This is a genomic window from Providencia sp. PROV048 (assembly GCF_033688165.1).
In the GTDB taxonomy this organism is placed as follows: domain Bacteria; phylum Pseudomonadota; class Gammaproteobacteria; order Enterobacterales; family Enterobacteriaceae; genus Providencia; species Providencia hangzhouensis.
This window is the reverse complement of the sequence record NZ_CP096360.1, coordinates 1,493,170-1,519,673: the sequence shown is the minus strand read 5'-3', so window position 1 is coordinate 1,519,673 and position 26,504 is coordinate 1,493,170. Positions and strand designations below refer to the sequence as shown.

Sequence of the window (26,504 nt, the reverse complement as noted above, 5' to 3'; positions counted from 1 at the left end):
AGGCATGCCAACATTATTAGCATGCCTTTTTTAAAATTACCAAGTGTACTTTGTTTGTAACACAAATGAGCGCGATTGTCCGTAATAGCACCAGGTATCACAGGATGAAACATACTCTTTATTGAGGATGTTATTCATATTGAACTGGAACTGCCAATTGTTCGATAATTGATATATCGCGGCCATATCCCAGAGCGTCGCACTAGGAACAGAAAGGTTGCTGCTTGCTGGGTTATCCTTTGATTGACCATAATAGCGAATACCAGTTCCGAGTTTTAACGACTGGTTACTCACGATTGGAATTTCGTAGTCAGTCCAGACAGTCGCCATATGTTTGGGGATCATACCAGCCTGTTTACGTCCCTTACCACCTGTTTGATCTGTTTTCGCATTGGTATAAGTGTATGTCGCTTTAATATCCCAATTATCAGTAACACTTGCAAATAGTTCTGTTTCTATACCTTGTGAAGTGACTTTACCTGTTTGTGTTGCAACAGGGTGTTCAGGAGTTGTGACTAACGCATTTTTTTGTTCGATATCGAACCAAGCAATATTCCAATAACCATCCATAAAATAAGGTGTATATTTGATACCTGCTTCAAATTGCTCACCTTTAAGTGGTTTATATAGTTTTTGGGTTGTTGGGTCGATTGTCGATTGAACTTCAAAAGATTGAGAGTAATTTAAATAAGGTGAAATGCCATTGTCAGCAATATACATTAAACCCGCATTTAAACTCATCTGCCCATCATTTCTAGACTCATCTTCTGCTTTTTTATGTGCTTTATTTTCAGTTTTTACCCAATCATAACGTGCACCAACGACCCCAATCCATTTGCTATCAAGCTTTGTTTGGTATTGTGAATAAATACTAGCTTGTGTTTTATCAATAGTGCGATGAATGTTATTTGATGGGTCAAGTGGGGTATAGTGCCCATAAACTGGCTTCCACGGGTTAATTTTACCAAAAGCATAATTATCCTGTTCATCGCCTTTGGTTTGATGATATTGGAATTCAATACCCGCAAGTAAGGTATTTTCAAACCGCTCACTATCCCATTCACCGACGATATTGTTATCAAAACTAAAACTTTGGTTTTTACCATCGCGAAAAACAATACCTTGCCCCAATTCCTGCACGGTAGGGTCTGCATTAAAGAAAGCATAAACACTTCTGAGTGTTAGGTCGTTGTAACCATAATTTACACGCTGCGCAAAACGCCACTCATCATTAAATTGATGTTCTAATAAATAACCCACTGAGAACTGAGTCCGCTTGTATTTATCGTAATCAGGCTCACCTAAATTGGTTGATGGCTTAATTTTACCGTAATTAGAGTGAATTAATGTTCCCGCCGCTGGGAAAAAAGGATTCGTGGGCGTACCATCATCGTGCAGATACGTTCCCATTAACGTAAGTACAGTCTGATCAGACAAGTCAAATGCCGCACTTGGCGCCAGATAAATACGTTTATTATCCGTGCCTTTGAGTTCCCCATCCGATTTTTTCATCGTTCCCACTAAACGGTAGCGGGCACCTGCATCGGCTGATGCTGTAGAAAGATCAAAGCCTAGCGCTTGATGATCGTTATTACCCGCTTCTAAAAATATTTCATTTTTAGCATTAATAGATGGCTTTTTCGTTACTAAGTTAACAGCGCCTCCAGGAGTGGATTCGCCAAAGAGAACGGCTGATGACCCCTTCACGACTTCAATACTTTCCAATCCATAAGGTTCAAGTAGCCAAGTGTAGTAGCCATCTCGATATAACCGGCTATTATCTAAATAAGTTGCGGCATCAAAACCGCGAACTTTGAACCAATCCGTATCATTATCAGCCCCATAAGGTTGTGCAACAACCCCCGAGGTATAACGAAGTGCTTCATCAATTTTTTGCGGAGCATGTATGGTCAAATCTTGTTCCGTAATGATCGAAACAGATTTTGGCGTTTCTTGCAGCGCAGTATTCACTTTGAGTGCTTGTGCACTAACAACGAAAGAGTCTTTTTTGTCGCTATTTTGTTCATTTGCCATGGATTGGTTTTGAACAGCCAGCGCTAACAGAGTGAAAATGGCAACCTGATGTAAACGAAATAAACCTAAATTTTTCACAAAATAGTTCCAATGATAATAATAATAAGTCTCAGTATTATTCCTAAAAATAAGTCAAATTAAAATCAATTTGGCATATTTGCTTATAACAAATAGTTATTAAAAAAATAAAATTAAACACAATTAACCATGCATAAGGAAGGGAGATTATTAGTCAAGAATAACGAAAATGATCTCGATGCGAATATTAGGTCATTATTTAAGTTAACAAACGCAAAAAATAAGGCGGGAATGACCTTTCCCGCCTCGTGCTATCATTTTACTTATCAGCTTGTTAGAAGTTTTGGATTACCAGAACAGCGCATATAGCACACATAAGATAACCATAATTGCGTATGATGCGATATTGAAGCCTGTCGATGTTTTAAAGGTCTCCGACGTTAGGATAATAGCCCCTTCACAGTCATCTTCTTTTGCCGTTGTCAGGCTAATTAAACCAATCACTACCGCAGTAAAGAAGAAGGTGTACATCATTTGGTCAAGGAATGGCATACCTAACGGCATTAGTTTTAAGAATAATGCAAACGGAATTGAGAGCAGCACACCGATAATCGCGCCTTTCGCATTGGTTTTCTTCCAAAATAGACCTAATAAGAATACCGCTAAGATACCTGGGCTAACTAACCCGGTATATTCCTGAATATATTGGAAAGCTTGTCCAATGTTACCCAGTAATGGGGCGATGAAGCATGCGACGATTAACGCAACAACTGCACTAATCCGCCCGACATTCACTAATTTATGGTCCGCGGTTGATGGAGCAATGTATTCTTTGTAGATATCCATGGTGAAAATAGTTGCCACTGAGTTCAACATGGAAGCTAAAGAAGAAACGATAGCCGCAGCTAATGCCGCAAACACAACCCCTTTAGCGCCTACGGGTAAGAATTGTGTTAACCATGGGTAAGCTTTGTCCGCTTGGGCCAATGTTGGCATATGTTCTTGTGCCATCGTTCCTAATCCCGCCAGTAATGCAGGGTCAGAAACTATCACAAATGCCGCAATACCCGGTACGACAACAAGGATTGGGACAATAAGTTTGAGAAATGCTGCGAAAACCAAGCCTTTTTGCGCTTCATTAATAGACTTAGCGGCTAATGCACGTTGAATAATATATTGGTTGAAGCCCCAGTAATATAAATTAGCAACCCATAAACCGCCAATTAACACTGCAATACCGGGTAAATTGCTAAACTGAGGATTGTCTTGGCTTAAAATCATTTCAAAATGCGCAGGCGCTTCACTTGCCATACGGCTCATACCTGCGAATAACCCCGCATCACCGCCAATATAGCTCACCGCCATTATCGTGGTTAAAAAGCCGCCTAAAATTAAGAAGAAAACTTGTACAACATCCGTCCACGCAACCGCAGATAGCCCGCCATAAAGAGAGTAAATCACTGCAAATAATGCTAAGCCGAAAATAGCATAATGCATTGGAATACCTAGGATTGTTTGTAATGCTAACGACCCTAAATAGAGAACTGAAGTTAAATTAACAAAGATAAATAATGCCAACCAGAACACGGCTAAGATCGTTTTTAACGTTTTATTGAAACGTTTTTCAACAAACTCTGGAATGGTAAAAATACCTTTATCAATAAACACGGGCATGAAGTATTTTGCGACAATGATCAGTGTTAGTGCTGCCATCCATTCATAGGATGCGATAGCCAAACCTATTGAAAAACCAGAGCCCGACATACCAATAAATTGCTCTGCTGATATATTTGCCGCAATCAGTGAAGAACCAATAGCCCACCAAGGTAATGTTTTTCCTGCTAGAAAATAGTCTTTTGTACCTTTCTTTTGTCCTTTTTTATCTCGAGAAACCCAAAGACCAACACTAATAATGACAAGCACATACAGAATGAATATTCCGTAATCTAATGTGCTTAACCCAACCCCTTCAGTTTGCATAATCAAATTCCTTCGCCAAGTGATAACAAAGCAAGTGTAAACGTTACCACGAAATATCACCGTTAGATGAATCACATATTTTCACAATATCCTCTAAAGAATTAACTTAATGGACTAAATAGCAGAAATTAATGTAAATTTTCATAGGTGATAGAAGAGAAGGTACCAGGAAGTAATCTATATTTTAATAAATTCGTGAAGTTCATCAAATATTAATGAAAACGTTTACACTTATTTTCGTAACGCTATGGCCTATAAAATACTTAGGCGTGCAAAGGTCTAACTGAATTACGTTGAACCAATGTCGGAGAGTAAATCAAACTTTCACCTGTCGTTTTTTCCCCTCTCGCTAAAGAAAGTGCTAGTTGTGTGGCTTTTTCTGCCATCATTTGGATAGGATAACGAATTGTTGTTAAGCGTGGATGGATGTAGCGGGCAATCAACACATCATCAAAACCAATAACCGAGACCTGTTCTGGTGAGTGAATTTCATTTTCATCTAATACCGCGATGGCTCCCGCGGCCATAAAATCGTTGTAACCCACGACCGCTGTGATTTCGAGTGATTTTATCAGTAAGTTAGTCATCGCTTGCTCCCCACCTTCCCCATAAGGAGCGCCATATTCAATATAACTATCAGACAGTTGAATACCATTATTTTTTAACGCATCTCGATAACCCTGTAAACGCTGTACCGCATCCTCAATTTGGTGATTTGATGAAATGTACGCAATTTTAGTGTGCCCATGTCGAATAAGATGTTCTGTCGCTAAATATGCGCCCTTGTAGTTATTTAAAGAAATACAACGGGTTGCAATTTCATCAATATGGCGGTTGATCAGTACCATACTTGGGACTTCTTTTGCATATTGAAGCAGTTCAGCATCATCCAGGGCTTTAGAGTGGATAACCAAAGCATCACAGCGGTTGTTAATCAACAACTCAATCGATTGGCGCTCTTCCTTGGCATTATGGTAACCATTACAAATCAGAATATGTTTACCATTTTTATGCGCTACGGCATCAACGGCTTTGACCATAACGCCAAAAAAAGGGTCGGAAACATCGTTAACTAACACCCCAATGGTATTTGAACTTTGGTTCACAAGAGCTCGCGCAGCGGCATTGGGACGATAACCTAGCTTATTCATTGCACTCTTTACTGATGCAATAGAAGCTTGGCTTGCCTTCGGTGATTGGTTAATCACTCGAGAAACAGTTGCAACCGAAACACCGGCTTCTTTTGCCACATCTTTGATTGTCGCCATTGTGCACCTCTACAATTAGGATGGCTTATTAAACAATGAGCTAGAATTAAAAACAATGGCATAACGCATATTAAAATTATTTAAAGTAAAATAATGGGTTTATCGTGCAAAAAAGAAAACACCGCTTAGATGCGGTGTTAATCATATATAGATTTAGAAAATAAATTGATAGCAGGTTTCACTACAATAAATTTGATTAGGCTGTGAAATCGGGCTGTATCGTTCTCCCCATTCAGGATGATTAACAGCATCAGGTGGAAACTGTGTTTCAAATGCAACCCCAGAAAAAGGCGTATAAGATTTAGTTTTACCCGCAACTGAAACTAAATAATTCCCTGTATACAACTGCATAGAGGGCATCGTTGTAGAAATATTCATCTTTACGTCTCCCTCAGGAGCACTCAACGATGCCACCGTTTGCCGCCCATCAATACGGGCTGCATCTAGCATAAAAGTGTGGTCATATCCCCCAGCAGAAATTTGGTCGTGATCTTGTAGAAAGTCACGGCCAATGAGTTTGCTTTGGCGAAAATCAAAATAACTACCAGTGACATTACGCCACTCTCCGCTAGGGATCCCTGCTTTATCTGTGGGTAAATAACAGTCACTGTAAATCGTAAGAGCATGATCTAGCGCTGTCTTTTCACTACCTTCACCCGCCAAATTAAAATAAGTATGGTTGGTTAGGTTTACAGGACAGGCCTTTGTAGCTTGGTGCTTATAACGGATAATCACTTGATTTTCATCCGTTAATTCATAACTTACCTCAACTTTCAATTCCCCGGGAAAACCTTGGTCACCGTCGGGTGAAATGAGTGAAAAAATAGCCTGTTGAGTACTAGGCTGTGATATGGCCCAAATCCGATAACTAAAATTGTCCTGCCCACCATGTAAACAATGCGGCTCTTGATTGGCTGACACTGAATAATTTTCACCATGAATAGAAAAACGTGCATTCGCTATACGGTTAGCTACGCGCCCGACTGTCGCGCCCAAATACACGTCTTGTTCCTTTTGTTTATCCATATTTGGTGAACCTAGAACAACATCTCGTCTCCCATGTATTAGCGGCAAAATACAACTTACCCAGCTTGCCCCTAAACTTGTCAGGACAATTTTCATGTCATTTTTATTGGTTAACTCTACGACTTTGGGCGTCTGATTTTTTTCTTGATTAAACAGCATGTTATATCAACTTTTTTCAATTTATTAATTTGGTTTTAACTTACCACACTCGCACCTGAGCTAGGTTGGCATACATAAATATCGGCTTGTAAACCTGTCGCTTTCTGGTATTGCGCTTCTACCGCGTCAATCACTGGTTGAACACATTGCTGCTGCATCAGTGCAACCACACAGCCGCCAAAGCCCCCTCCGGTCATACGTACCCCACCTTGAACACCTAAAACGGACTTAACGATATCCACTAAAGTATCAATTTCTTTAACTGTGATTTCAAAATCATCACGCATGGAAATATGTGACTGCGCCATTAATTCGCTTAGTTGCAATAAATCATTTTGCGTTAATGCTTTTGCTGCCGCCAAAGTACGCTCGTTCTCACTGATCACGTGTTTGGCTCGCTTGGCAACGACAGGAGATAACTGGTGTTGCTGCTGCAAAAAATCATCAAATGTGACATCGCGCAACGCTTTCACTCCAAACAAATTGGCAGCTTCTTCACATTGTTGGCGGCGTGTATTGTATTCACTCCCAACTAAGCCTCGTTGCTTGTTTGAATTGATAATCATCACAACCAGATCATCAGGTATGGAAATAGGAAATAGGGCCAAACTGCGGCAATCAATCAATAGAGCATGGCCTTCATCACCACACGCTGAAATCAGTTGGTCCATAATACCGCAGTTACAACCAACAAATTGGTTCTCAGCTTGTTGGCCATTAAGCGCGATATCTTGCTGGCTAATATCTAATTGATACAAAGCCTTAAGTGTTTGTCCAATCACAACTTCGAGTGAGGCTGAAGAACTTAACCCCGCGCCTTGCGGCACATTACCACTGACTGCAATATCGCAACCATTGAATAAAAGCCCTTTTTGTAAGAGAAACTTCACGACACCGCGAATATAGTTTGCCCACATTTTTTCAGGCAAAAATGCAATTTCGCTATCCAAACTGAATTCGTCACATTCATTATGGTAGTCAGCCGCAACGACTCGGATGATACGATCATCACGTTTAGCCGCTGCGGTCATCGTTTGGTAATCAATCGCACAAGGCAAAACAAAGCCATCATTATAATCCGTATGTTCACCGATAATATTCACTCGCCCCGGCGCTTGAACATAAATTTCAGGTTGATAACCAAAGGTTTTTTCAAACGACGAGGCAACAGTTTGCTTTAACGTTTCCATTTTTAATTATCCTTAATGCGTAATTTGGTTAACCCAGCAAACAGCTAAGTTAATTATAATTTGATGAATTATTTAGTAGTTTGACTTTGTTTATAATGGCAGTCACTCACATCACGTAAACGTTGTGCGGCCTGTTCTGGTGTCAGGTCTCGCTGAGTTTCAGCTAACATTTCATACCCCACCATGAATTTTTTCACCGTCGCTGAGCGCAGTAATGGTGGATAAAATAAAGCATGTAATTGCCAATGTTCGATACTTTGGCTTTCATTCATAAAAGGCGCAAAGTGCCATCCCATTGAATAAGGGAAAGAGCAATGAAATAGGTTATCGTAGCGACTTGTGAGTTTTTTTAGCGCTATAGCAAGGTCTGCGCGAATGACTTCATTCATTTCATCCATGCGGCGAATATGTTGTTTTGGTAGTAACAGCGTCTCAAATGGCCAAGCCGCCCAATAAGGGACAAGTGCAATCCACTCTTGAGTTTCAACAACAATCCGTGAGCCATCTTGTTGTTCTGCTTTAATATAATCAATTAATAAATTACGGTCATGACGTTGATAATATTGCGCGAGAAAGTGGTCCTTACGTGCAATTTCATTGGGTAAAAAATCACTAGCCCAAATTTGTCCATGAGGATGAGGTTGAGAGCACCCCATTATTTCTCCTTTATTTTCAAAAACTTGAATCCAAGCATAGTGTTCACTTAATTCGGCGATTTGTTGCTGCCATGTTTCGATAACGCCTTCAAGTTCAGGCACAGACAGCTCTGGCAGTGTTTTACTGTGATCAGGAGAGAAACAGATCACTCGGCTAACACCACTCACCGATTGTGATTGAAACAACTCAGATTGATTATCTGGTTGGGCACAGGGTTGTGCTAATAATGCACCATGGTCATTTTGGAATACATAAGTCCCTTGGTAGTTAGGATTGACCTCCCCTGAAACCCTTGTATTACCTGGGCAAAGAAAGCAGTGTGCATCATACTGAGGTAAATCTTCTATTGATGACTTTTCATCTTTACCGCTCCACGGGCGTTTTGCTCGATGGGGAGACACTAACACCCATTGGCCCGTTAATGGATTATAGCGACGATGAGGGCAATCCGAAGGGTTAAAAGGCAAAATATTCATCTCATGCATCTCCTAAACTTCATAACCATTGGGATTATTTGATTGCCAGCGCCAACTGTCAGTCGCCATATCCTCAAGAGTTCGCTCCGCTTGCCATCCTAGTTCATGGTGCGCTTTTTCTGGTGTTGACCAGTATTCCGCAATATCCCCAGCACGACGTGGTTCAATCACATAAGGAATGGCTTTTCCAACTGCTTTTTCAAATGCATGTAACATTTGCAAAACACTGGTGCCGTTCCCCGTACCCAAATTGTAGCAATGTAACCCTGCTTGATTACCAACCTTTTGTAGAGCAGCAACATGGCCATCAGCTAAATCCATGACATGAATATAATCCCGAACCCCCGTCCCATCCACCGTAGGGTAATCGTTTCCATAAATCACCAATTTTTCTCTTTTCCCTACTGCAACTTGGGTAATATAAGGTGTTAAATTATTGGGGATCCCTTGTGGGTCTTCTCCCATCAAACCCGATGGATGAGCACCTACTGGGTTGAAATAACGTAATAATGTTAATGACCATGACGGGTCTGAGTGAAATAAATCAGATAAACAACGCTCAACCATATACTTGCTGGTGCCATAAGGGCTTTGCGTATTACCCGTTGGGAACTCTTCGGTGATAGGTAAACGACTGGGCTCGCCATATACTGTTGCTGACGAACTAAAAATCAAACTTTTCACGTTCGCTTCCTGCATACAGCGCATTAATACCAATGTCCCATTGAAATTAACATCATAGTATTTAAGGGGGTTTTCTACTGATTCACCAACCGCTTTTAGCCCTGCAAAATGAATAACTGAATGAAATTGATGAGAAGAAAAAATGTGGGCTAGCTGTTGCTCATTTCGAACATCACACTGATAAAATACTGGGCGCATACCGGTTAATCTTTCAATACGATTAAGCACTTCTAGCTTTGCATTACACAAATTATCAATAATAACTGGTGATAGCCCAGCCTTTATCAATTGAACACAAGTATGACTACCGATATACCCGAGCCCGCCTGTAACGAGAATTTCAACCTGTTGCATCTCTCTTCCCCCAATACTGCTTAAATTGCATTCTGTCTTCCAACTTGTCATTGCTACCAAGTATAACAACGAGTTTAGATAAGATTCTGTGATCAACCTCGACTTAGTGTAAACGTTTACACAAAAATATAAAATAATCTATTTCTCACATAAATAAATCGCATCAGGAAAAGATCATTCAAGGTAAACAAATTCTCCTGTTTTCACCAATAACTCATTTATCCATTTCCGTCCTTTTGATTGTTTCGCTAGTAGGAACAGCTAAAGACTAAAAAAAATAGATTAACTTCAAATGGTTATAGAGAAAGCAAGAAAAAAAAGATAAATGATAAGAACTGTTTTAGTGACCTACTTAACACAGATGCAACAAATCATTTACTTTGCATATTGTTTCATCTAAATATGTTTGTATTACCAAACGGCACACTGTTCCCGCATAAGGAACAAAAATATAACAATAGTGCTAATTCAACTAATTATAAACAGGGGAAGCTATGAATAACCGACTACAATCTGCTGGTTTCGTATTAACCTTGTTAGATTACTTTTCAATCAACAAGCCCATATGGGGAGTACGTGAGTTAGCTCGTCATCTTGATAAGAGCCCTTCCGTCGTACAGCGGGGTTTTAATATTCTAGAAGAGCAAGGTTTCTTACAAAAAAATAAAAATAAAGAATATTTATTAGGCTTGCGGTGTATTGAAATCGGTCATTTAGCCAATAACACACGCCAGTTTTCACAATTAGCGAGTGACTACTTACGCCCTCTCGCTGATAAAACACATGAAACCATATTTATTTATCGCCGTTACAATGATATCGCTATTTGTAATTTCATTTTAGAAAGTGACCATCTTATCCGCTTTACATCTAAAGAAGGAGAAGCGTTGAGCTTGCATGAAGCCCCATTTACACAAATCATTTTAAGCTCAATGGATATTTCATATATTGATGAATATCTTTCTAAACATAATTTGCAAAATAACACCTTATTAAAAAAGCAATTAAGTCTCTATGCTGAAGAAGGATATGCATATTCAAAAGAAGCTTATTTAGCAGGAACACAAGGGTTATCCGTTCCTATATTTTCTTTTGAAAAAGGGGTATTAGGCTCGTTATGCATTGCAGCATCAAGCCAAAGTAAAAATTTAACCGAGTATTATCCATTATTAAAATCCACAGCCAGTAAATTATCTACCATATTTTAAATCCATGGTGAAATAATAAGATAAAAAGCAGTTATTAATTATTAAAATAAAATAGGTAACTCTATGAATATATCTCATGATAAAAATGATACTGAGGTACGTGTATCTATTTTTTCTCCAGCATTACTCATCGCAATAATTATATTATCTTTTGTTGGTGCTATTATTGGTATTCAGATTATTGTCACACTAGGTATCTCCGCAAACACATCAATTATCGGTGCTGTTCTCGCCATTTTATTATCTCGTGTCCCACTTTCTATTTTTGCATCATTTAAATTTATCGATGCGCAAAATTTAATTCAAACTAGCATCTCTGCAGCAACCTTTGCTGCAGCAAATGGTTTAATAGTAGCCATTGGTGTGCCTTGGGTATTGAGTATGCCTGAATTAATTTATCCGATGATGGCTGGAGCTTTCGTTGCGATTATCATTGATGGCACGATTTTATATGGCTTGTTTAATACCCGCGCCTATCCTGCCAGTGCATCTTGGCCTGCCGGTGTTGCCACAGCAGAAACTTTGTGGGCAGGAAATAAAGGTGGAAAGCGGCTTGGCGCATTGCTGACAGGCTTTGCTGCTGGAGCCATCGGTGCAGGTTTTGGTATCCCAATGGCATCCGCAGGGATCGCGTTGATTGGCAGTATTTTCGCGTTATTCATGTTTGCTGTTGGACTTCTCATTCGCGGTTTTTCTGAGTCAGGGCTAATTACTTATAATTTATATGAAAACTATGTCCCACACGGTGTGATGATTGGTGCAGGTATCGTCGCATTAATCCAAATCGGAGCCATTGTATTTCGCAACAAGAAAGATAGTCAGCAACAAAGCGAAGATAGTGATGAATTACGCCAAAGTAGCAAACGTATCAAGTCAACCTTAATCAAAGGGGCAACGTTCTACTTTTTAACCGCATTAGCACTCACATTTATTAGTCAAATATTTGTCACTATGACATTGCCACAACTTATTGGATTCCTCATTTTTGCGACCTTAGCCGCTTTAATCCAAGAGATGATTGTAGGTATGGCTGCGATGCATTCTGGCTGGTTTCCTGCAACTGCAGCAGCTCTTATCTCATTGATGATTGGTATTTTACTGGGGTTTCCCCCCGAAGCATTGGCCGTTTTAGTTGGGTTTTGTGCCGCGACAGGCCCTGCTTTTGCCGATATGGGTTTTGACCTAAAAACGGGGTTTATGATCCGCGGTTATGGTAAAAACCAATCTGCAGAACATTATGGGAGAAAACAACAATATTTTGCCGCTATTATCGGTTTTTGCTGCGCCTTGGTGGTGGTTGCACTTACCTACGATTTTTATTTCGAACAAGACAAAATCGTTCCTGCATCAAGGCTTTATGCTGCTACGATCCAAGCAGGAAGCTCCTCAAATGTGGCAATGATGTTGTTATTGTGGGCCATACCGGGTGCCATCATTCAGTTAATTGGCGGTGCTAAAAACCAGATTGGCGTACTCTTCTCAACTGGCTTGATGATTAACTACCCTATTGCAGGTTGGACGGTTCTTACTGCACTCGCGGTTCGAATTATCATTGAGCGTTTCTTCAATATCAGTTCCGATAAAATTTCAACTTTCGCTGGTGGGCTTATTGCTGGCGATGCTCTTTACTCCACGGCTAAAGCATTCCTGCCAACCCTCAAAGCGAAACTGCTTTCCTTCTGGGCTAAATAACTTTATAGGGAATAATAATGACGAATATCTGGTCGCAAGTGCAAAAAGACACTCTAGTTTCACAACATTACGCTTATTTTGATACGGGAGCCGCTGCGCCACCGCCAAAACCGATAATAGACGCAGTAAAGCGCTATCTTGATAAAACCGCAGAGCAAGGGACTTATTTACCGAGCTTCCGCAAGCAAACCTATGAGCAAGTTGAAATTTGTCGACAAAAATTGGCCGCATTTATCGGTGCAAAGCCCAGTGAAATTGCATTTACTAAAAATGGCACAGAATCTATCAGCTTGATTGCTAGAGGTATTTCTTGGCAAGCTGGCGATGAAGTGATAATTCCGGATACTGAGATGCTCAGCAATATTGCAATTTGGCAACTGTTAGCGCATGAAAAAGGAATAAAAATTATTAAGGTGAGTGCGGATAGCTATGGTGTCCTTTCACCTGAATCTATCGAGCAAGCGATAACCTCTAAGACAAAGCTCATCAGTTTCGTTGCGCTATCTAACATAACTGGGGTAATTCAACCTGTGCAGGCTATTTGTGATATAGCCAGAAAGCATGGTGTACTTAGCCATATTAGTGCTTCACAAGCCATTGGAATGTATAACGTTAATGTTCAAAAATGGCAATGTGACTTTATGTCATCATGTGGCCGAAAAGGGTTAAGAGCGATAGAAGGCAGTGGAATTCTGTTTGTTCGTGAATCATTGGTACCATCATTAACCCCCACACTGGTCGGTTGGTGGAATAGCTCAATTGACCCACAAACAGGAGACGTTATTCTGCCTCAAACAGCAAAACGCTTTGAAGCGGGCTGCCCAAATGTTCCGGCCATTATTAGTTTAGATTCGGCTTTAGACTATGCTGTAAATATCGGTATTGAACAAATTGAGACTCGCAACCAAACACTCACTCAATATGCGATGCAGCAATTATCTCAACTTTCTGGTGTCGAAATTTATGGCCCTAATAATAGCCACCAGCGAATAGGAATAATTCCATTTAATATTAACGGAATCCCCTCTGATGTATTAATGCAAAAATTAGAAGCTAAAAATATCATTATTGAATCAGGTCACTTTATGGCAACCGCTATTTTAAAGTTCTATCAAATAGAAAAAATGGCCCGCTTATCACTTCATTATTTTAATAGTGGAAAAGAAATCGATTTATTAATTAATTCAATAAAAAAAATCAAAAAGGAATATAGCAATGACTAATGCGTTATTAATGAGTAGTTCACGTATGGGGAATATGAATTATTTACAACATGCGGGCGAACAAATCCATCGTTTATTACAACATGAAAAACAAAATATTCTATTTATTCCTTATGCCGCAGTTACATTCAGTTTTGATGATTTTGAAGCAATTGTAAAACCAGTATTTAATGCTTTAGGTTATGAATTAACATCAATTCATCACTTTAGCGACCCTGTTGCGGCAGTTAAACAAGCACAAGCGATTGCTATTGGCGGCGGAAATACCTTTGCCTTATTAAAACGCCTATATGATGCCAACATAGTGGAGCTGATTTCACAACGAGTTAAATATGAAAGCATTCCCTATATGGGATGGAGTGCAGGCAGTAATGTTGCAACACCGAGTATTCGCACCACCAATGATATGCCAATTGTCCAACCCCCTACATTTAGTGCGCTGAATATTTGCCCATTTCAAATTAACCCGCATTTTATTTCTGGTAAACCAATTGGTTATAATGGGGAAAGTCGTGAAGAGAGATTAAATGAGTTTTTAACGATTAACCCCATGGAAGAATTGATCGCACTATATGAAGGAACTGCATTATTTATTGAAAACGGCCATGGCACCATTTTAGGTGAGCAAAATGCCCTATGGTTACGAGGACCTAATAAGATTGAAGAAATTGCTACCAACAAGCCATTCAAATTAAATATTATTAAAGGAGTGCAATAATGTCTTTGAATTATCTAAGCCAAGTTTATGACTTATTAGACACCCCTGATGTTGATGGCGAAAAAATGGCAGCGCTACTTCATTCTGTTGGCTCAAATGATGCCATCATCACTGTTACTTCTATTCCTTATGAATCCCCAGAGGATACAAGTCAGTTATGCCATTTTATAAAAGTATTAATCCCAGGCTCTGAGGGCAAACACCGTGGAGGCACTTACCCGACTTTAGGCATTATCGGTCGTTTAGGTGCACAACAGGCACAACCGAATCGTATTGGAATAGTTTCTGATGCTGATGGGTCAATTGTCGCTTTTGCCAGCGCGATGAAATTGTTGGATATGGCGGCAAAGGGACAGAGCCTCAAAGGGGACGTAATAATTAGCTCTCATATCGCCACGCATGTTTCGATTACTCCTCATGACCCTGTCGATTTTATGGGGATGCCAGTTTCATCTAATACCATGAACCAATATGAAGTCGATAAACAGATGGATGCTATTTTATCCATCGATACATCAAAGGGAAACAACATCATTAAGCACCGAGGGATTGCGATTTCTCCCACGGCTATGCAAGGCTATATTTTACGCGTCGCACCTGATTTAGTTCGCTTACTGGAGTATGCAACAGGAGATGTGGCAAAGACGTTTCCTATCACCACACAAGATATTTCTCCTTATGATAACGGTGTTTATCACTTTAATTCTATAATGCAACCGCATATTGCAACACAGGCACCTGTTGTTGGCCTTGCCATTACGGCTAAATCGATTGTCCCCGGTAGTGAAACAGGTGCAAGTTATGAAAGTGAGTTAATCGATGCCACACGCTTTACCGTGGAAGTCGCTAAGCAATTTTGTTGGGATAAAATTCGATTTTATCAGCAAGATGAATATGAAACACTTTATGATTTATACGGTTCATTAGCACAGATTCAGGGGTAACCTTCGAAGAGTAAAAGCCCACATTTGTGGGCTTTAGGTTGTTGACAAAGCGGGATAAAACGTGGTTTTTCCCATTTTGTGTCATCAGCCAAAAATCAATAAATTGATTTTCCTAGTTTATTTTCAATAAACTATTAGACTTGCCGCCAAACATAATATGTTTGTCATCAATCAGTATGTTTACCAACCCTATATTAACTTTTGTAATTCCTAAATCGGTTAGCATTTCAGGCATCATAAAATTGAAGCTTTTGTGTGTGAAACAAAAAAACAACATAACCAACAAAAATGAACTAGCCAGTGCTATATAAGCTGTTTAGATGAAATAACATGAACCCCTTTAGTGGGATTTATTGCAGCCTCAAATAATGCTTTCGCAATATTTGTTGCGGGGCTAACTTGGCAGCTCGCGGGCAATATAGATGATAGACAGGAAATAATACGGATCACAACGACTTCACCCAAACGCGTATGCTCACGCTCACCACTAATCACATTCGGGCGAACTAAAGTTAAAGAATCAAAACCCAGTGACATTAAATCTTGTTCAAGCTGCCCTTTCACTCGACTATAGAAAAAAGGTGACTTAGCGTTTGACCCCAAAGCAGAAGTCAATACAAATGTCGGGCAGCCCCATTTTTTGGCTAGCCTTGCACAGGTTAAAGGATAGGTGTAGTCCACTTGACGAAATGCCGCCTTTGAACCAGCGGCTTTGAGGGTTGAGCCGAGCGCGCAAATCACAGCATCGACTTCCCATAATGCAGCCTCATCAGGCAGATGATTAAAATCTACAATAGGTGCTTGTAATTTCTCATGTTCTGCTAATGCATGTCGTGTTGGTGCTATCACCTGAGTCACACGAGAGTCTGCAAGAGCCAAGGATAAAACATGACTTCCCACAAGCCCTGTCGCGCCTAACAGTAATATTTTCATTTTATTCACCCATGCAATGAATGGAGAAATTCAATTATAGCCTTGTCAGTGGGCTTCCACTAGATTCATGCTGTTTTTTCGTACTAACTTAGTTGTTTGTGGCTCTTTTGTTGTTTGATTGTGAAAATTGCTTGATATTAGCAATCATTCTAAAGATAATCATTATCAATATCATTTCGATTATCAACAAACTTAGTATGGTAAATAATATGACAGCCCCAGTTGCAGAAAATACCGTCGAAACGGCAAAACAAACCGTTAAAACTGACGTGATAGAAAGCCAACAATTATTGGGCCCTGCCGGTAAGGTCTCAATTCAACATAATGGCGAACTTTATCAATTGAGACAAACGCGTACAGGTAAGTTGATCTTAACTAAGTAAAACCGTACCCAAAGTAAGTCGCACCAAAACTTAATTCGCAAGCCACCTAGGTCAATTATCCAGGCAGCCAGCTTAATCTAAACATAGGAAAAGGTTTCTTATGGAGTTTAAACTGACGTCTGTATTTCACATTTGTGCCACTAAATATCGAATCAGCAAGGATAGCCACTCGATACCTGACTATCGCGCAGCGGTAGCGTTAATGTGCCGCATCCCAAATAGTCCTGCTGAACACCAACCAGTTACTGACTATTACCTCAGCTTTATACCTTCATTAGTTGTTTACTCCTCTTGCTATGTTCAGACACCGCTTACATGCAATTTTTCCTGTGTCATACCGAATTCAGGTCCTCCAGACCAATACATCGCTATCAATTAATACGAATTCACTCTGCTTAATACAGATAAAAACTATATGGAGTATCACAATTATGTCCCCTGTTTTGCGAATGTCAGTCCTAACCAGTGCCATCTTAGGCGTGATAGCAAGTGCTCAAGCACAAACAACAGAACCATCACCAAAAAAAAATCATCATGATGTGATGACTGTCTATGCGACAGGTAGCGAACGTGACAGCTTCGAAACCCCGATGATGGTCACGGTGATCAAAAATAATTCACCTGAAACGCAAACGGCCAGCACTGTCAATGACATTTTACGTAAAGTTCCCGGGATTGGTGTCACCGGTACCAGCCGTGCAAATGGGCAAGATATTTATATGCGCGGGTTTGATCGACGCGGCATTTTGACCTTAGTGGATGGTATTCGCCAAGGCACAGATACAGGCCATGTCAATGGCACCTTTATCGACCCTGCTCTGATTAAGCAAGTTGAAATTATCCGTGGCCCTTCTGCCCTACTCTACGGCAGTGGTGCCATGGGCGGTGTGATTGCTTGGGAAACCGTTGATGCCAAAGACTTATTACGTGAAGGCCAAGACCACGGTTTCCGTGTCTTTACCGAAGCCGCTACTGGCGATCATAGCTTCGGTTTCGGCGGCACTGCGTTTGGCCGTAGTGATAACCTTGATGGGCTATTCAGCTTTGTCACGAAAGAAACCGGTAATGTCCGCATGAGTAATGGCGATGACATGAAAAACAAGGAAACCATTGGTAACCTGCTGGCAAAAGGAACATGGCAAATCGATGATGCACAAAAGCTTTCAGGCCAAGTGCGTTATTATAATAATGATGCCAATGAGCCGAAAAACCCACAACAAATCACCAGTACCAGTAAAAACTTAAAAGTGAACCGCACAACGCGTCAACGCGATGCGCAAGCCACTTACAACTTAAAGCCATCTTCGCAAGATTGGCTTAACCTGACAGTGACACCCTATTATTCTGAGGTCAATATTACGGCTAAAGGTCAAGGCACCCCTTACGAGGGCAGGACACAGAAAACTTATGGGATGAAGGTTGATAACAAAACCAATTTCTATGATTTCCCTCTCGCTGCCCATAACTTAACGTATGGCAGTGAAGCTTATCAGCAAAAACAGACACCTTATGCCAACACAACCCAGTTCCCTGATGCAGAAATCACCTTTGCATCTGGATTTTTACAAGATGAAATTAGCCTAAAAGATTTGCCTGTTTCATTTATTGTCGGCACGCGCTATGACCATTACAAATCGAAAGCCAAAGGTAATGATGAAACCAAAGAAGGCAAATGGTCATCTAAAGGGGCGGTCAGCATCACACCAACAGAGTGGTCAATGTTGTTTGCATCGTACTCTGAAGCCTTCCGCGCGCCAACCATGATGGAGATGTACAACGATGAAGTCCATTTCCCAATAGGGCCAATCTTTAATAAATGGCGTCCAAATCCAAATTTAAAACCTGAAAGCACCCGTACTGCGGAATATGGATTTGGCCTGCGTTTCAATGACTTATTAATGGAAAGAGACAACCTGCAATTCAAAGCCAGCTACTTTGATACCAAAGCCAAAGACTATATCAATACCTATGTCACCCCTGAGCCTGATTTTAGAAATCCAGAAAACAATTACACCACATCAATCAATACAAAACGCGCCAAAATTTGGGGCGTAGATGCATCTTTGGATTATAAAACAGACTATTTCAGATGGAACTTAGCCTATAACCGTACCACGGGCAAAAACGAATATAACGGTGAATCAATCACTTCCATCAAACCAGAGTCATTCACCAGTAACCTCTCTATTCCTGTTGCCAATAGCGGTTTTTCAGTGGGCTGGTTAGGCGAGTTTACGCGCCATACTGACTTCAATAAAGCCACTAAAGCCACCCCTCAAGCGGGCTATGCCGTACATGACTTCTACGTCAGCTACCAAGGTGACGGGCAGCTCAAAGGGTTAGGAACCAGTGTCGTATTAGGTAATGCATTTGATAAAGAATACTACTCATCACAAGGCATTCCTCAAGATGGACGTAATGCCAAGCTGCTTGTCAGCTTCCAATGGTAATTCACACAATATTAAGGAGATAAACGTGAATTCAGCACTTTACGAGCGTTACCAACAAGCAAAAACAGAGAACAAAGCCAAATACGCTCGCGATCTCGCCGCCTATTTAAATGTATCTGAAGCTCAACTGCTGCATAGTCGTGTTGGTCACGACAAAGCTGTTCGTTTAAACGTCGACGCCCCCACTTTATTGACAGAATTAGCCACTGTTGGAAAAGTGAAAGCGATTACACGCAACGAATATGTTGTTCATGAGCAAGTTGGCCGTTATGACAATGCGACATTTAGCCCACATGGCGGCTTAATTTTAAACCCACGCGCCCTTGATTTACGGATGTTCTTTAGTCATTGGGATGCCATTTTTGCGTTAACCGAAGACAGCAAACACGGTGAACGCCATAGTATTCAATTCTTTGATAAACAAGGTGATGCACTACATAAAGTTTACACCACCGATGAAACGGATATGGCGGCATGGCAAGCACTGATTGAAAAATATGCCACCCAAGATAACCCGGAACTCATCCATGAAGCAGCCACTCCATTTACCAACCAACCCGTTAGTGAAGAGCTAAAACAACAGCTAGAACAACAATGGCGCAACATGACAGATGTTCACCAATTTTTTGTTCTCCTGAAGAAAAATAACCTCAGCCGCCAGCAAGTTTTCGCCGCAGTCAGTGATGATTTGGCTTGGAAAGTGCCTAATGATTCCTTCAATCAGCTGATTAACACTGCGTTCAAAGATCAAAATGAAATTATGATTTTTGTGGGCAACCGCGGATGTGTGCAAATTTTCACTGGTGAAATCAAAAAAATCATGCCATATCAAAGTGAAGGTTCAGACTTAAAGTGGCTAAATATTTTCAATCCTGATTTCACCTTGCACATGATTGAAAATGGTATCGCCGAATGCTGGGTTACACGTAAGCCAACGCAAGATGGCCATGTGACAAGCCTTGAAGTCTTCGATAACCAAGGAAATCAAATTGCACAAATGTATGGGCAGCGTACGGAAGGGACTCCAGAGCAAGAGCAATGGCGCCAACAAGTCACCGCATTACCACGCATTTAAACCTAGGTAACTTATTATGAAACAATGGCTTCTAATCTTATCAACGCTGTTTATCTCTGTTAGTTCTTATGCAGCAGAACGTATCGTCACCTTAGGTGGTGATGTGACTGAAATTGTGTATGCACTCGGAGCACAAGAACAGCTCGTTGCCCGTGACAGCACCAGTCTTCACCCAGAGCAAGCGACCAAGCTCCCTGACGTGGGCTATATGCGTATGCTTAATGCGGAAGGTGTGTTATCAATGCGTCCGACTTTAGTACTTGCGAGTGAGTTAGCTAAACCCTCAATGGCTCTCTCGCAAATCGAAAAAAGTGGCGTAAAAATTATTAAGGTGACAGGGAAACCCAGTTTAGAAGCCATTCCAGAAAAAATTACCGCCATCGCTAATGTGGTCGGTAAAACAGAGCAAGGAAAGCAATTAGTTAATCAATTTAACCAACAGCTCAGCCAAGTAAATACGGCTCCTATTGATAAAAAAGTCTTATTTATCATGAGTCACGGTGGTGTTATGCCTTTAGCGGCAGGACGGCACACTGCGGCAGACAGTGTCATTAACGCGGTAGGGGCAAAAAATGCCATGAGCAGCTTCGACAGCTACCGTCCTTTATCCCAAGAGGGTTTGCTATCAAGCCAGCCTGATTTAATCATTTTTACTCAGGAAGGGGTTAAATCATTAGGCGGGATAGAAAAAGTGTGGAACTTACAAGGAATGTCAATGACCCCCGCAGGGAAAAATAAAGCGCTTTTGGTTGTTGATGATGTCGGTATGCTCACCTTCAGTTTAGGTACGCCTAAAGTCATGCAACAACTACGTGAGGCATTAGAAAAATCCCAATGAGTCGCTTTAAAAACCCATTTTTGGTGATTATCGTTTTATTGTTCGCACTTGGTGGTTTAGTTCTCATCGCGTCGAATGCAGGCGCAATGAACTTTTCATTAAAAGCACTGTGGCAGGCTTCTGCCACAGACTCGGATTGGCAAATATGGCTGAATATTCGCCTTCCTCGTGTGTTAATTGCCATCTTAGTTGGCCTTGCCTTGGCAGTGTCTGGCGCCATTATGCAAGGGTTATTCCGTAACCCCCTCGCTGATCCTAGCTTACTCGGTATCAGTAGTGGCGCGGCTTTATCCGTTGCCGCATTTATTGTTTTCTCTGTTTCATTACCCACCGTGATGCAAGGTTATGGCCATGTCGCTGCTGCTTTTATTGGTAGCCTAACCGTTTCTTTTATTATTTTTAGCTTAAATCGTTCATCAAATGGCAACCTCGCAAAATTACTTCTCGCGGGTATCGCAATCAATGCACTGTGCATGTCATTCATCGGTGTTCTTAGTTATATCAGCAATGATCAACAGCTAAGAACATTTAGTTTATGGATGATGGGCACACTCGGTAATGTTGACTGGACGTCACTGACTATTGCCGCTTCAGTTATTCTTCCTATTTGTGTTATCTGCCTAATGCAGGGAAATAAGCTCAACATTCTACAATTAGGGGATGAAGATGCACATTACCTTGGGCTTAATGTTGAACGAACCAAATTTATTTTATTATTCCTCAGCGCTATGTTAGTCGGTTGTGCTGTTGCGATGAGCGGGGTTATTGGTTTTGTGGGTCTCGTCGTTCCGCATCTTATTCGTATGACACTCGGTCCAGACCATCGTTGGCTCATCCCTGGTTCAGCTATCGTCGGTGCGGGGTTATTATTGATCGCTGATACAGTAGCGAGGACTGCAGTTGCACCTGCTGAAATCCCTGTTGGCTTGCTAACAGGCTTGATTGGTGGCCCCTACTTCTTATGGCTCATTTTGCGACAGCCTGCAGGGAGGATCTAAATATGCAAACCAAACCGTTCTTGTTAGAAGCACAAAATTTATCTTATAAAATTAGTGAAAAGACATTGATAGATAATGTGAGTTTATCTATTGATCAAGGTGAATTTGTCGCGATCATTGGGCCAAATGGCGCAGGGAAATCCAGCCTATTAAAATTACTAACTGGCTATAACACCCCAACTCATGGCACGTGCTTTATTGAAGGCCGAGCGATGGTTGACTGGGATCATAACGAATTAGCACGAAAACGTGCCGTCATGAAACAACATAGCCACTTACAATTTGCTTTTACTGTTGAAGATGTTGTTGCGATGGGGAGAACCCCCTACGGTTCAGAGCATAAACACACCGCCATCGATGAAGCCTTATCACAAACCAGTTGCCAATCACTACGCCAGCGAGACTACCGCCAACTTTCAGGGGGGGAACAGCAACGCGTTCAATTGGCTCGAGTATTAGCGCAATTATGGCAACCCACAGCTCAACCCGCTTGTTTGTTTCTTGATGAACCCACTTCAGCGCTTGATTTATACCACCAACAACATAGCTTACGGCTACTACATCAACTTACCCGTCAACGACCGTTAGGCGTTTGCTGTGTATTACATGACCTGAACCTAACCGCGCTATATGCAGATAAAGTGTTATTAATTCATGATGGGAAACTTGTTGCTCAAGGTTCCCCTATTGAAGTTTTAACAACTGAAAATTTAACTCAATGGTATCAAGCTGACCTAGGTGTTACTCAACACCCAGAAAATAACACGCCTCATGTTTATTTGCGCCATTAACTAATATCTAAAAAGTACTTTATTCAACTCACTTTAAGGGTAAAGTACTTTAATATTCTTATCTTAATAAAGAATTATTAAACCATACCGATTTTAATATGTTATCAATAACTTTTAATGGTGTTAGTTTTTACATCAATAGTATTTACTCTCTTGATGCACTTCAGTTAATAAAATAGTTATTAGCCCAAAAAAGTGTAAAATCTATATAATCCGTTAATAAACCCGTAAATTTCAAAAATAAATCTCAAGTAATTTCACTTAGAATACCTAAGCATCGCGCAGGTATTTCAAAGGGTTTACATGGAAAACAATATTATTGAAACATTAATTGAGTTAACGCATCGTGGAAATGATGATGTTAAAATTGCAGCTATTTCTGCCTTAGGAGATTATAAAGTAACCGTTGAACAACAAAATGCAATCAACCGCTTACTTGAACTCTGTAAAGACCCAAATAAAGATGTCGCAGTGTCTGCAATAAAAGCGCTAAGTAAACTCTCCGACCATTTTTAATATACAAACAATATCTTTTTATCAATACTCTTCTTGAAATTAAAACTTATTAATTAAACTTATTTAACTTTCTCGATCTCTCTAGTCACTAAATATGAATAGGTAATAATGTCTACTACCTATTCATACGCTAGCTCAGCCACACTACACTCAAATTAGTTGTGTTTTTTGATATCAATAAATACCTCCTTCTAGTAGCATTTTAAACATTGAAATTACCCTCTTAAAAAATAAATGAGTTTTAATTCATTTATTAATACCTATTAGCAGGATAATGAATGGATAACAAAGTCATAAATACATTACTTGATTTAACAAAAAGAAAAAATGATGATGTAAAAATAGCCGCTATATCCGCTTTAGGCGATTGTAAAATACAGCTGAAACAACATATTACGATTAACCGCCTACTTGAATTATGTAATGACCCAAATAAAGATGTCGCAATCAGCGCAATTAAAGCAATTAGCAAGCTCTCCAATGAGGTGGTCGAATAGTGACTTGAGCATTATTACGATAAAATAATGGAAATAGTAAAGTGAAACCAATTAGTGGTCTCACTTTATGATATTTTAGTTATTATCGCTTAAATATCGTGCATGAAATGCAATATGTTCACCAATGAAACTACTAATAAAGTAGTAACTGTGATCATACCCATCACGCAGATTCAAACAATATTCAAATTGTTTTTTATCACAAATATCCGCAAATAACTCTGGTTTCAGTTGCTCTTGGTAAAAAGGATCCGCAGTACCGACATCCACTAAAATAGGTGGAATAGCCTCAGCCTTTTCGAGCAATTCAACGGTGTCATATTGAGACCAACTAACCGTATCTTCCCCCAAATAAGCCATAAACGCTTTTTGCCCCCAAGGAACCTGAGTTGGAGCAACAATCGGAGAAAATGCAGATAAACTACAATATCGACCTGTATTACGTAGGCCAATCATTAAAGCGCCGTGCCCCCCCATAGAATGGCCAAAAATAGCGCGTTTTTCAGATACAGGTAAATGTGTTTCGACTAAATCAGGTAGCTCAGACACAATATAATCATACATTTTGTAATGATTACGCCACGGAGCTTGCTGCGCATTCACATAAAAACCTGCACCTTGCCCTAAATCATAGGCCTCGTCATCAGCGACTTCAGTACCGCGAGGGCTGGTATCCGGTGCAATAAGAATTACGCCATATTTTGCCGCAAATTGTTGGGCTCCCGCCTTAGTGATAAAATTTTGCTCATTACAGGTTAATCCTGATAACCAATAAATCACCGGGCAGGCGACTGTTTTCGCTTGTGGTGGTAGATAGGCTGCGAACTTCATTTCACAGCCGAGCACAGTGGATTGATGTTGATAAACATCCTGCCAGCCCCCAAAACACGCATGGCGTTCAATTCTCTCCATCAAAGACTCCTTAATCATAGTGAATAACGGTACGGATTGATTTACCTTCATGCATTAAATCAAATGCGTCATTAATACGCTCTAATGGCAATGTGTGCGTCACAAATGGAGACAGCTCAATATCACCCTTCATGGCATCTTCAACCATTTTTGGCAACTGGCTACGGCCTTTCACACCACCAAAAGCCGTACCACGCCATGACCGCCCTGTTACTAATTGGAATGGACGAGTTGAAATTTCTTGCCCTGCCCCTGCGACACCAATGATAATTGATTGGCCCCATCCTCGGTGTGCACTTTCAAGTGCTGCACGCATAACATTAACATTACCAATACATTCAAAGGTATGATCAACTCCCCACTGGGTTTTCTCAATCAACACTTGCTGAATCGGCTTATCAAAATCATTAGGATTCATACATTCTGTCGCACCAAATTGGCGCGCTAGTTCAAACTTAGACGGGTTAGTATCAATGGCAATAATACGGCCAGCCTTTGCTTGCCTTGCCCCTTGAATAACCGCAAGACCAATCCCACCGAGGCCAAAAACTGCAACTGAGTCACCTTCTTGTACTTTAGCCGTATTATGTACAGCACCGATACCCGTGGTCACGCCACAACCTAATAAACACACTTCTTCATGGTTGGCTTGAGGGTTAATTTTAGCCAAAGAGACTTCGGCAACAACAGTATATTCACTGAATGTTGAACAACCCATATAATGGTAAACAGGCTGGCCATTGTAAGAAAAACGTGTTGTCCCATCAGGCATCACACCTTTACCTTGTGTTTCCCTAACAGAGACACATAAGTTTGTTTTACCTGATTCACAAAAAACACATTTTCCACATTCTGCCGTATAAAGTGGGATGACATGGTCACCAACGCTAACGCTAGTTACACCTTCGCCGACTTCAACAACAACGCCCGCCCCTTCATGCCCTAATACCACAGGAAATAACCCTTCAGGGTCATCACCTGACAAGGTAAATGCATCAGTATGGCAAACACCCGTATGGCTAATTTTGACTAACACTTCCCCAGCTTTTGGTGGCATGACATCAATTTCGACAATTTTTAATGGCTCACCTGGGCCAAATGCGACTGCTGCACGTGATTTCATCGTTATTCCTTCTTTATTTACCGCAAATAGGTACGAATTAATGAGATAGCATCGTCTACTGAGTCTTTTTGCAACTGTGTTGTCGCAGACTCTTGAAGCCCTTCTCGTAAATGACTTTCTAATACCCCTGCCATCAAACCATTAACTGCACCGCGAATAGCAGCAATTTGTTGTAAAATGGCAGCACATTCAACTTCATCCTCCAAGGCCGACTCCAAGGCAAACAATTGCCCTTTCAGCTTTCTAACCCGAGTAAGGACTGCTTTTTTTTCCTTTGGGGAATGTGGCATATTTAAGCCTCTTTAATATACATAGGGGGAGTATAGTATCTATAGGATTATCTGTACAGAATTGCTT

General features: G+C 40.7%; 25 protein-coding genes. 14 read left to right on the top strand and 11 right to left on the bottom strand.

All coding sequences use genetic code 11. The features are described from left to right. Window positions 1-36: 36 nt before the first annotated feature. The 7 genes from M1F26_RS06530 to galE form a co-directional block, all read right to left on the bottom strand. The gene (locus M1F26_RS06530) at window positions 37-2,112 is read right to left on the bottom strand and encodes a TonB-dependent siderophore receptor (RefSeq protein WP_094962104.1); all 2,076 of its coding nucleotides are present in this window, start codon (window positions 2,110-2,112) and stop codon (window positions 37-39) included. 288 nt (window positions 2,113-2,400) lie between these two features. Then, complete coding sequence (locus M1F26_RS06525) at window positions 2,401-4,032, bottom strand: sodium/sugar symporter (protein WP_094962103.1); 1,632 nt, start codon at window positions 4,030-4,032, stop codon at window positions 2,401-2,403. Window positions 4,033-4,295: 263 nt separating this feature from the next. Next, the gene (locus M1F26_RS06520; RefSeq protein ID WP_004261677.1) at window positions 4,296-5,300 is read right to left on the bottom strand and encodes a substrate-binding domain-containing protein; all 1,005 of its coding nucleotides are present in this window, start codon (window positions 5,298-5,300) and stop codon (window positions 4,296-4,298) included. A gap of 153 nt (window positions 5,301-5,453) precedes the next feature. Further along, window positions 5,454-6,485, bottom strand: coding sequence for a galactose-1-epimerase (gene galM, locus M1F26_RS06515; RefSeq protein ID WP_140170935.1), 1,032 nt, complete (start codon window positions 6,483-6,485; stop codon window positions 5,454-5,456). A 35-nt stretch (window positions 6,486-6,520) separates the two neighbouring features. Then, window positions 6,521-7,675 carry a galactokinase gene (galK, locus tag M1F26_RS06510; RefSeq protein ID WP_140170937.1) on the bottom strand — a complete coding sequence of 385 codons (1,155 nt, stop codon included), beginning with the start codon at window positions 7,673-7,675 and terminating at the stop codon, window positions 6,521-6,523. A 68-nt stretch (window positions 7,676-7,743) separates the two neighbouring features. Beyond that, window positions 7,744-8,808, bottom strand: a complete 1,065-nt coding sequence (locus M1F26_RS06505) for a UDP-glucose--hexose-1-phosphate uridylyltransferase (protein WP_140170939.1) — start codon at window positions 8,806-8,808, stop codon at window positions 7,744-7,746. Window positions 8,809-8,820: 12 nt separating this feature from the next. Continuing rightward, the gene (galE, locus tag M1F26_RS06500; protein ID WP_112307228.1) at window positions 8,821-9,846 is read right to left on the bottom strand and encodes a UDP-glucose 4-epimerase GalE; all 1,026 of its coding nucleotides are present in this window, start codon (window positions 9,844-9,846) and stop codon (window positions 8,821-8,823) included. Window positions 9,847-10,340: 494 nt separating this feature from the next. On the opposite strand from galE, the gene M1F26_RS06495 reads away from it, so the two are divergent. From M1F26_RS06495 to M1F26_RS06475, 5 genes are all read left to right on the top strand, one after another. Further along, window positions 10,341-11,054, top strand: a complete 714-nt coding sequence (locus tag M1F26_RS06495) for an IclR family transcriptional regulator (protein WP_004261689.1) — start codon at window positions 10,341-10,343, stop codon at window positions 11,052-11,054. Between the two features lie 63 nt (window positions 11,055-11,117). Continuing rightward, complete coding sequence (locus M1F26_RS06490; RefSeq protein ID WP_140170941.1) at window positions 11,118-12,746, top strand: OPT/YSL family transporter; 1,629 nt, start codon at window positions 11,118-11,120, stop codon at window positions 12,744-12,746. A gap of 17 nt (window positions 12,747-12,763) precedes the next feature. Next, on the top strand, window positions 12,764-13,969 hold the full coding sequence (locus M1F26_RS06485; RefSeq protein ID WP_140170943.1) for an aminotransferase class V-fold PLP-dependent enzyme: 1,206 nt from the start codon (window positions 12,764-12,766) through the stop codon (window positions 13,967-13,969). Beyond that, window positions 13,962-14,687, top strand: coding sequence for a dipeptidase PepE (pepE, locus tag M1F26_RS06480; protein WP_140170944.1), 726 nt, complete (start codon window positions 13,962-13,964; stop codon window positions 14,685-14,687). The genes M1F26_RS06485 and pepE overlap by 8 nt, the downstream gene beginning before the upstream one ends. Then, on the top strand, window positions 14,687-15,631 hold the full coding sequence (locus M1F26_RS06475) for a DUF1177 domain-containing protein (RefSeq protein ID WP_140170946.1): 945 nt from the start codon (window positions 14,687-14,689) through the stop codon (window positions 15,629-15,631). Before pepE ends, M1F26_RS06475 begins: the two co-directional genes overlap by 1 nt. 303 nt (window positions 15,632-15,934) lie before the next feature. On the opposite strand, the gene M1F26_RS06470 is transcribed toward M1F26_RS06475, so the two are convergent. Next, the gene (locus M1F26_RS06470; protein WP_140170948.1) at window positions 15,935-16,564 is read right to left on the bottom strand and encodes an NAD(P)H-binding protein; all 630 of its coding nucleotides are present in this window, start codon (window positions 16,562-16,564) and stop codon (window positions 15,935-15,937) included. A 209-nt stretch (window positions 16,565-16,773) separates the two neighbouring features. On the opposite strand from M1F26_RS06470, the gene hemP reads away from it, so the two are divergent. The 9 genes from hemP to M1F26_RS06425 all read left to right on the top strand — a co-directional run bounded on the left by hemP (window position 16,774) and on the right by M1F26_RS06425 (window position 24,112). Next, entirely contained in the window at window positions 16,774-16,947 is a 174-nt protein-coding gene (gene hemP / locus M1F26_RS06465) for a hemin uptake protein HemP (protein ID WP_004912942.1), read from the top strand. Between the two features lie 100 nt (window positions 16,948-17,047). Continuing rightward, window positions 17,048-17,326 (top strand): hypothetical protein, encoded by a 279-nt coding sequence (locus M1F26_RS06460; RefSeq protein ID WP_140170949.1) that lies wholly within the window; start codon window positions 17,048-17,050, stop codon window positions 17,324-17,326. 52 nt (window positions 17,327-17,378) lie between these two features. Beyond that, on the top strand, window positions 17,379-19,397 hold the full coding sequence (locus M1F26_RS06455) for a TonB-dependent hemoglobin/transferrin/lactoferrin family receptor (protein WP_140170951.1): 2,019 nt from the start codon (window positions 17,379-17,381) through the stop codon (window positions 19,395-19,397). Between the two features lie 25 nt (window positions 19,398-19,422). Further along, on the top strand, window positions 19,423-20,472 hold the full coding sequence (locus tag M1F26_RS06450) for a hemin-degrading factor (protein ID WP_140170952.1): 1,050 nt from the start codon (window positions 19,423-19,425) through the stop codon (window positions 20,470-20,472). Between the two features lie 16 nt (window positions 20,473-20,488). Beyond that, entirely contained in the window at window positions 20,489-21,310 is an 822-nt protein-coding gene (locus M1F26_RS06445; protein ID WP_140170954.1) for a heme/hemin ABC transporter substrate-binding protein, read from the top strand. Then, window positions 21,307-22,308, top strand: a complete 1,002-nt coding sequence (locus tag M1F26_RS06440; protein WP_140170956.1) for a FecCD family ABC transporter permease — start codon at window positions 21,307-21,309, stop codon at window positions 22,306-22,308. The genes M1F26_RS06445 and M1F26_RS06440 overlap by 4 nt, the downstream gene beginning before the upstream one ends. A gap of 2 nt (window positions 22,309-22,310) precedes the next feature. Further along, a complete protein-coding gene (locus M1F26_RS06435; protein ID WP_227528917.1) occupies window positions 22,311-23,099 on the top strand; it encodes a heme ABC transporter ATP-binding protein in 789 nt (262 codons plus the stop codon). 303 nt (window positions 23,100-23,402) lie between these two features. Then, window positions 23,403-23,615, top strand: a complete 213-nt coding sequence (locus M1F26_RS06430; protein ID WP_004912957.1) for a HEAT repeat domain-containing protein — start codon at window positions 23,403-23,405, stop codon at window positions 23,613-23,615. A gap of 278 nt (window positions 23,616-23,893) precedes the next feature. Then, window positions 23,894-24,112 carry a HEAT repeat domain-containing protein gene (locus M1F26_RS06425; protein WP_004912961.1) on the top strand — a complete coding sequence of 73 codons (219 nt, stop codon included), beginning with the start codon at window positions 23,894-23,896 and terminating at the stop codon, window positions 24,110-24,112. A gap of 75 nt (window positions 24,113-24,187) precedes the next feature. Here M1F26_RS06425 and fghA read toward each other — a convergent pair whose 3' ends face one another. The 3 genes from fghA to frmR are packed head-to-tail and all read right to left on the bottom strand — an operon-like array spanning window position 24,188 to window position 26,437. Beyond that, a complete protein-coding gene (fghA, locus tag M1F26_RS06420; protein ID WP_109913134.1) occupies window positions 24,188-25,024 on the bottom strand; it encodes an S-formylglutathione hydrolase in 837 nt (278 codons plus the stop codon). Between the two features lie 10 nt (window positions 25,025-25,034). Beyond that, window positions 25,035-26,147 carry an S-(hydroxymethyl)glutathione dehydrogenase/class III alcohol dehydrogenase gene (locus M1F26_RS06415; RefSeq protein ID WP_140170960.1) on the bottom strand — a complete coding sequence of 371 codons (1,113 nt, stop codon included), beginning with the start codon at window positions 26,145-26,147 and terminating at the stop codon, window positions 25,035-25,037. Between the two features lie 17 nt (window positions 26,148-26,164). After that, entirely contained in the window at window positions 26,165-26,437 is a 273-nt protein-coding gene (gene frmR / locus M1F26_RS06410) for a formaldehyde-responsive transcriptional repressor FrmR (protein ID WP_109913133.1), read from the bottom strand. Between the last annotated feature and the right edge of the window lie 67 nt (window positions 26,438-26,504).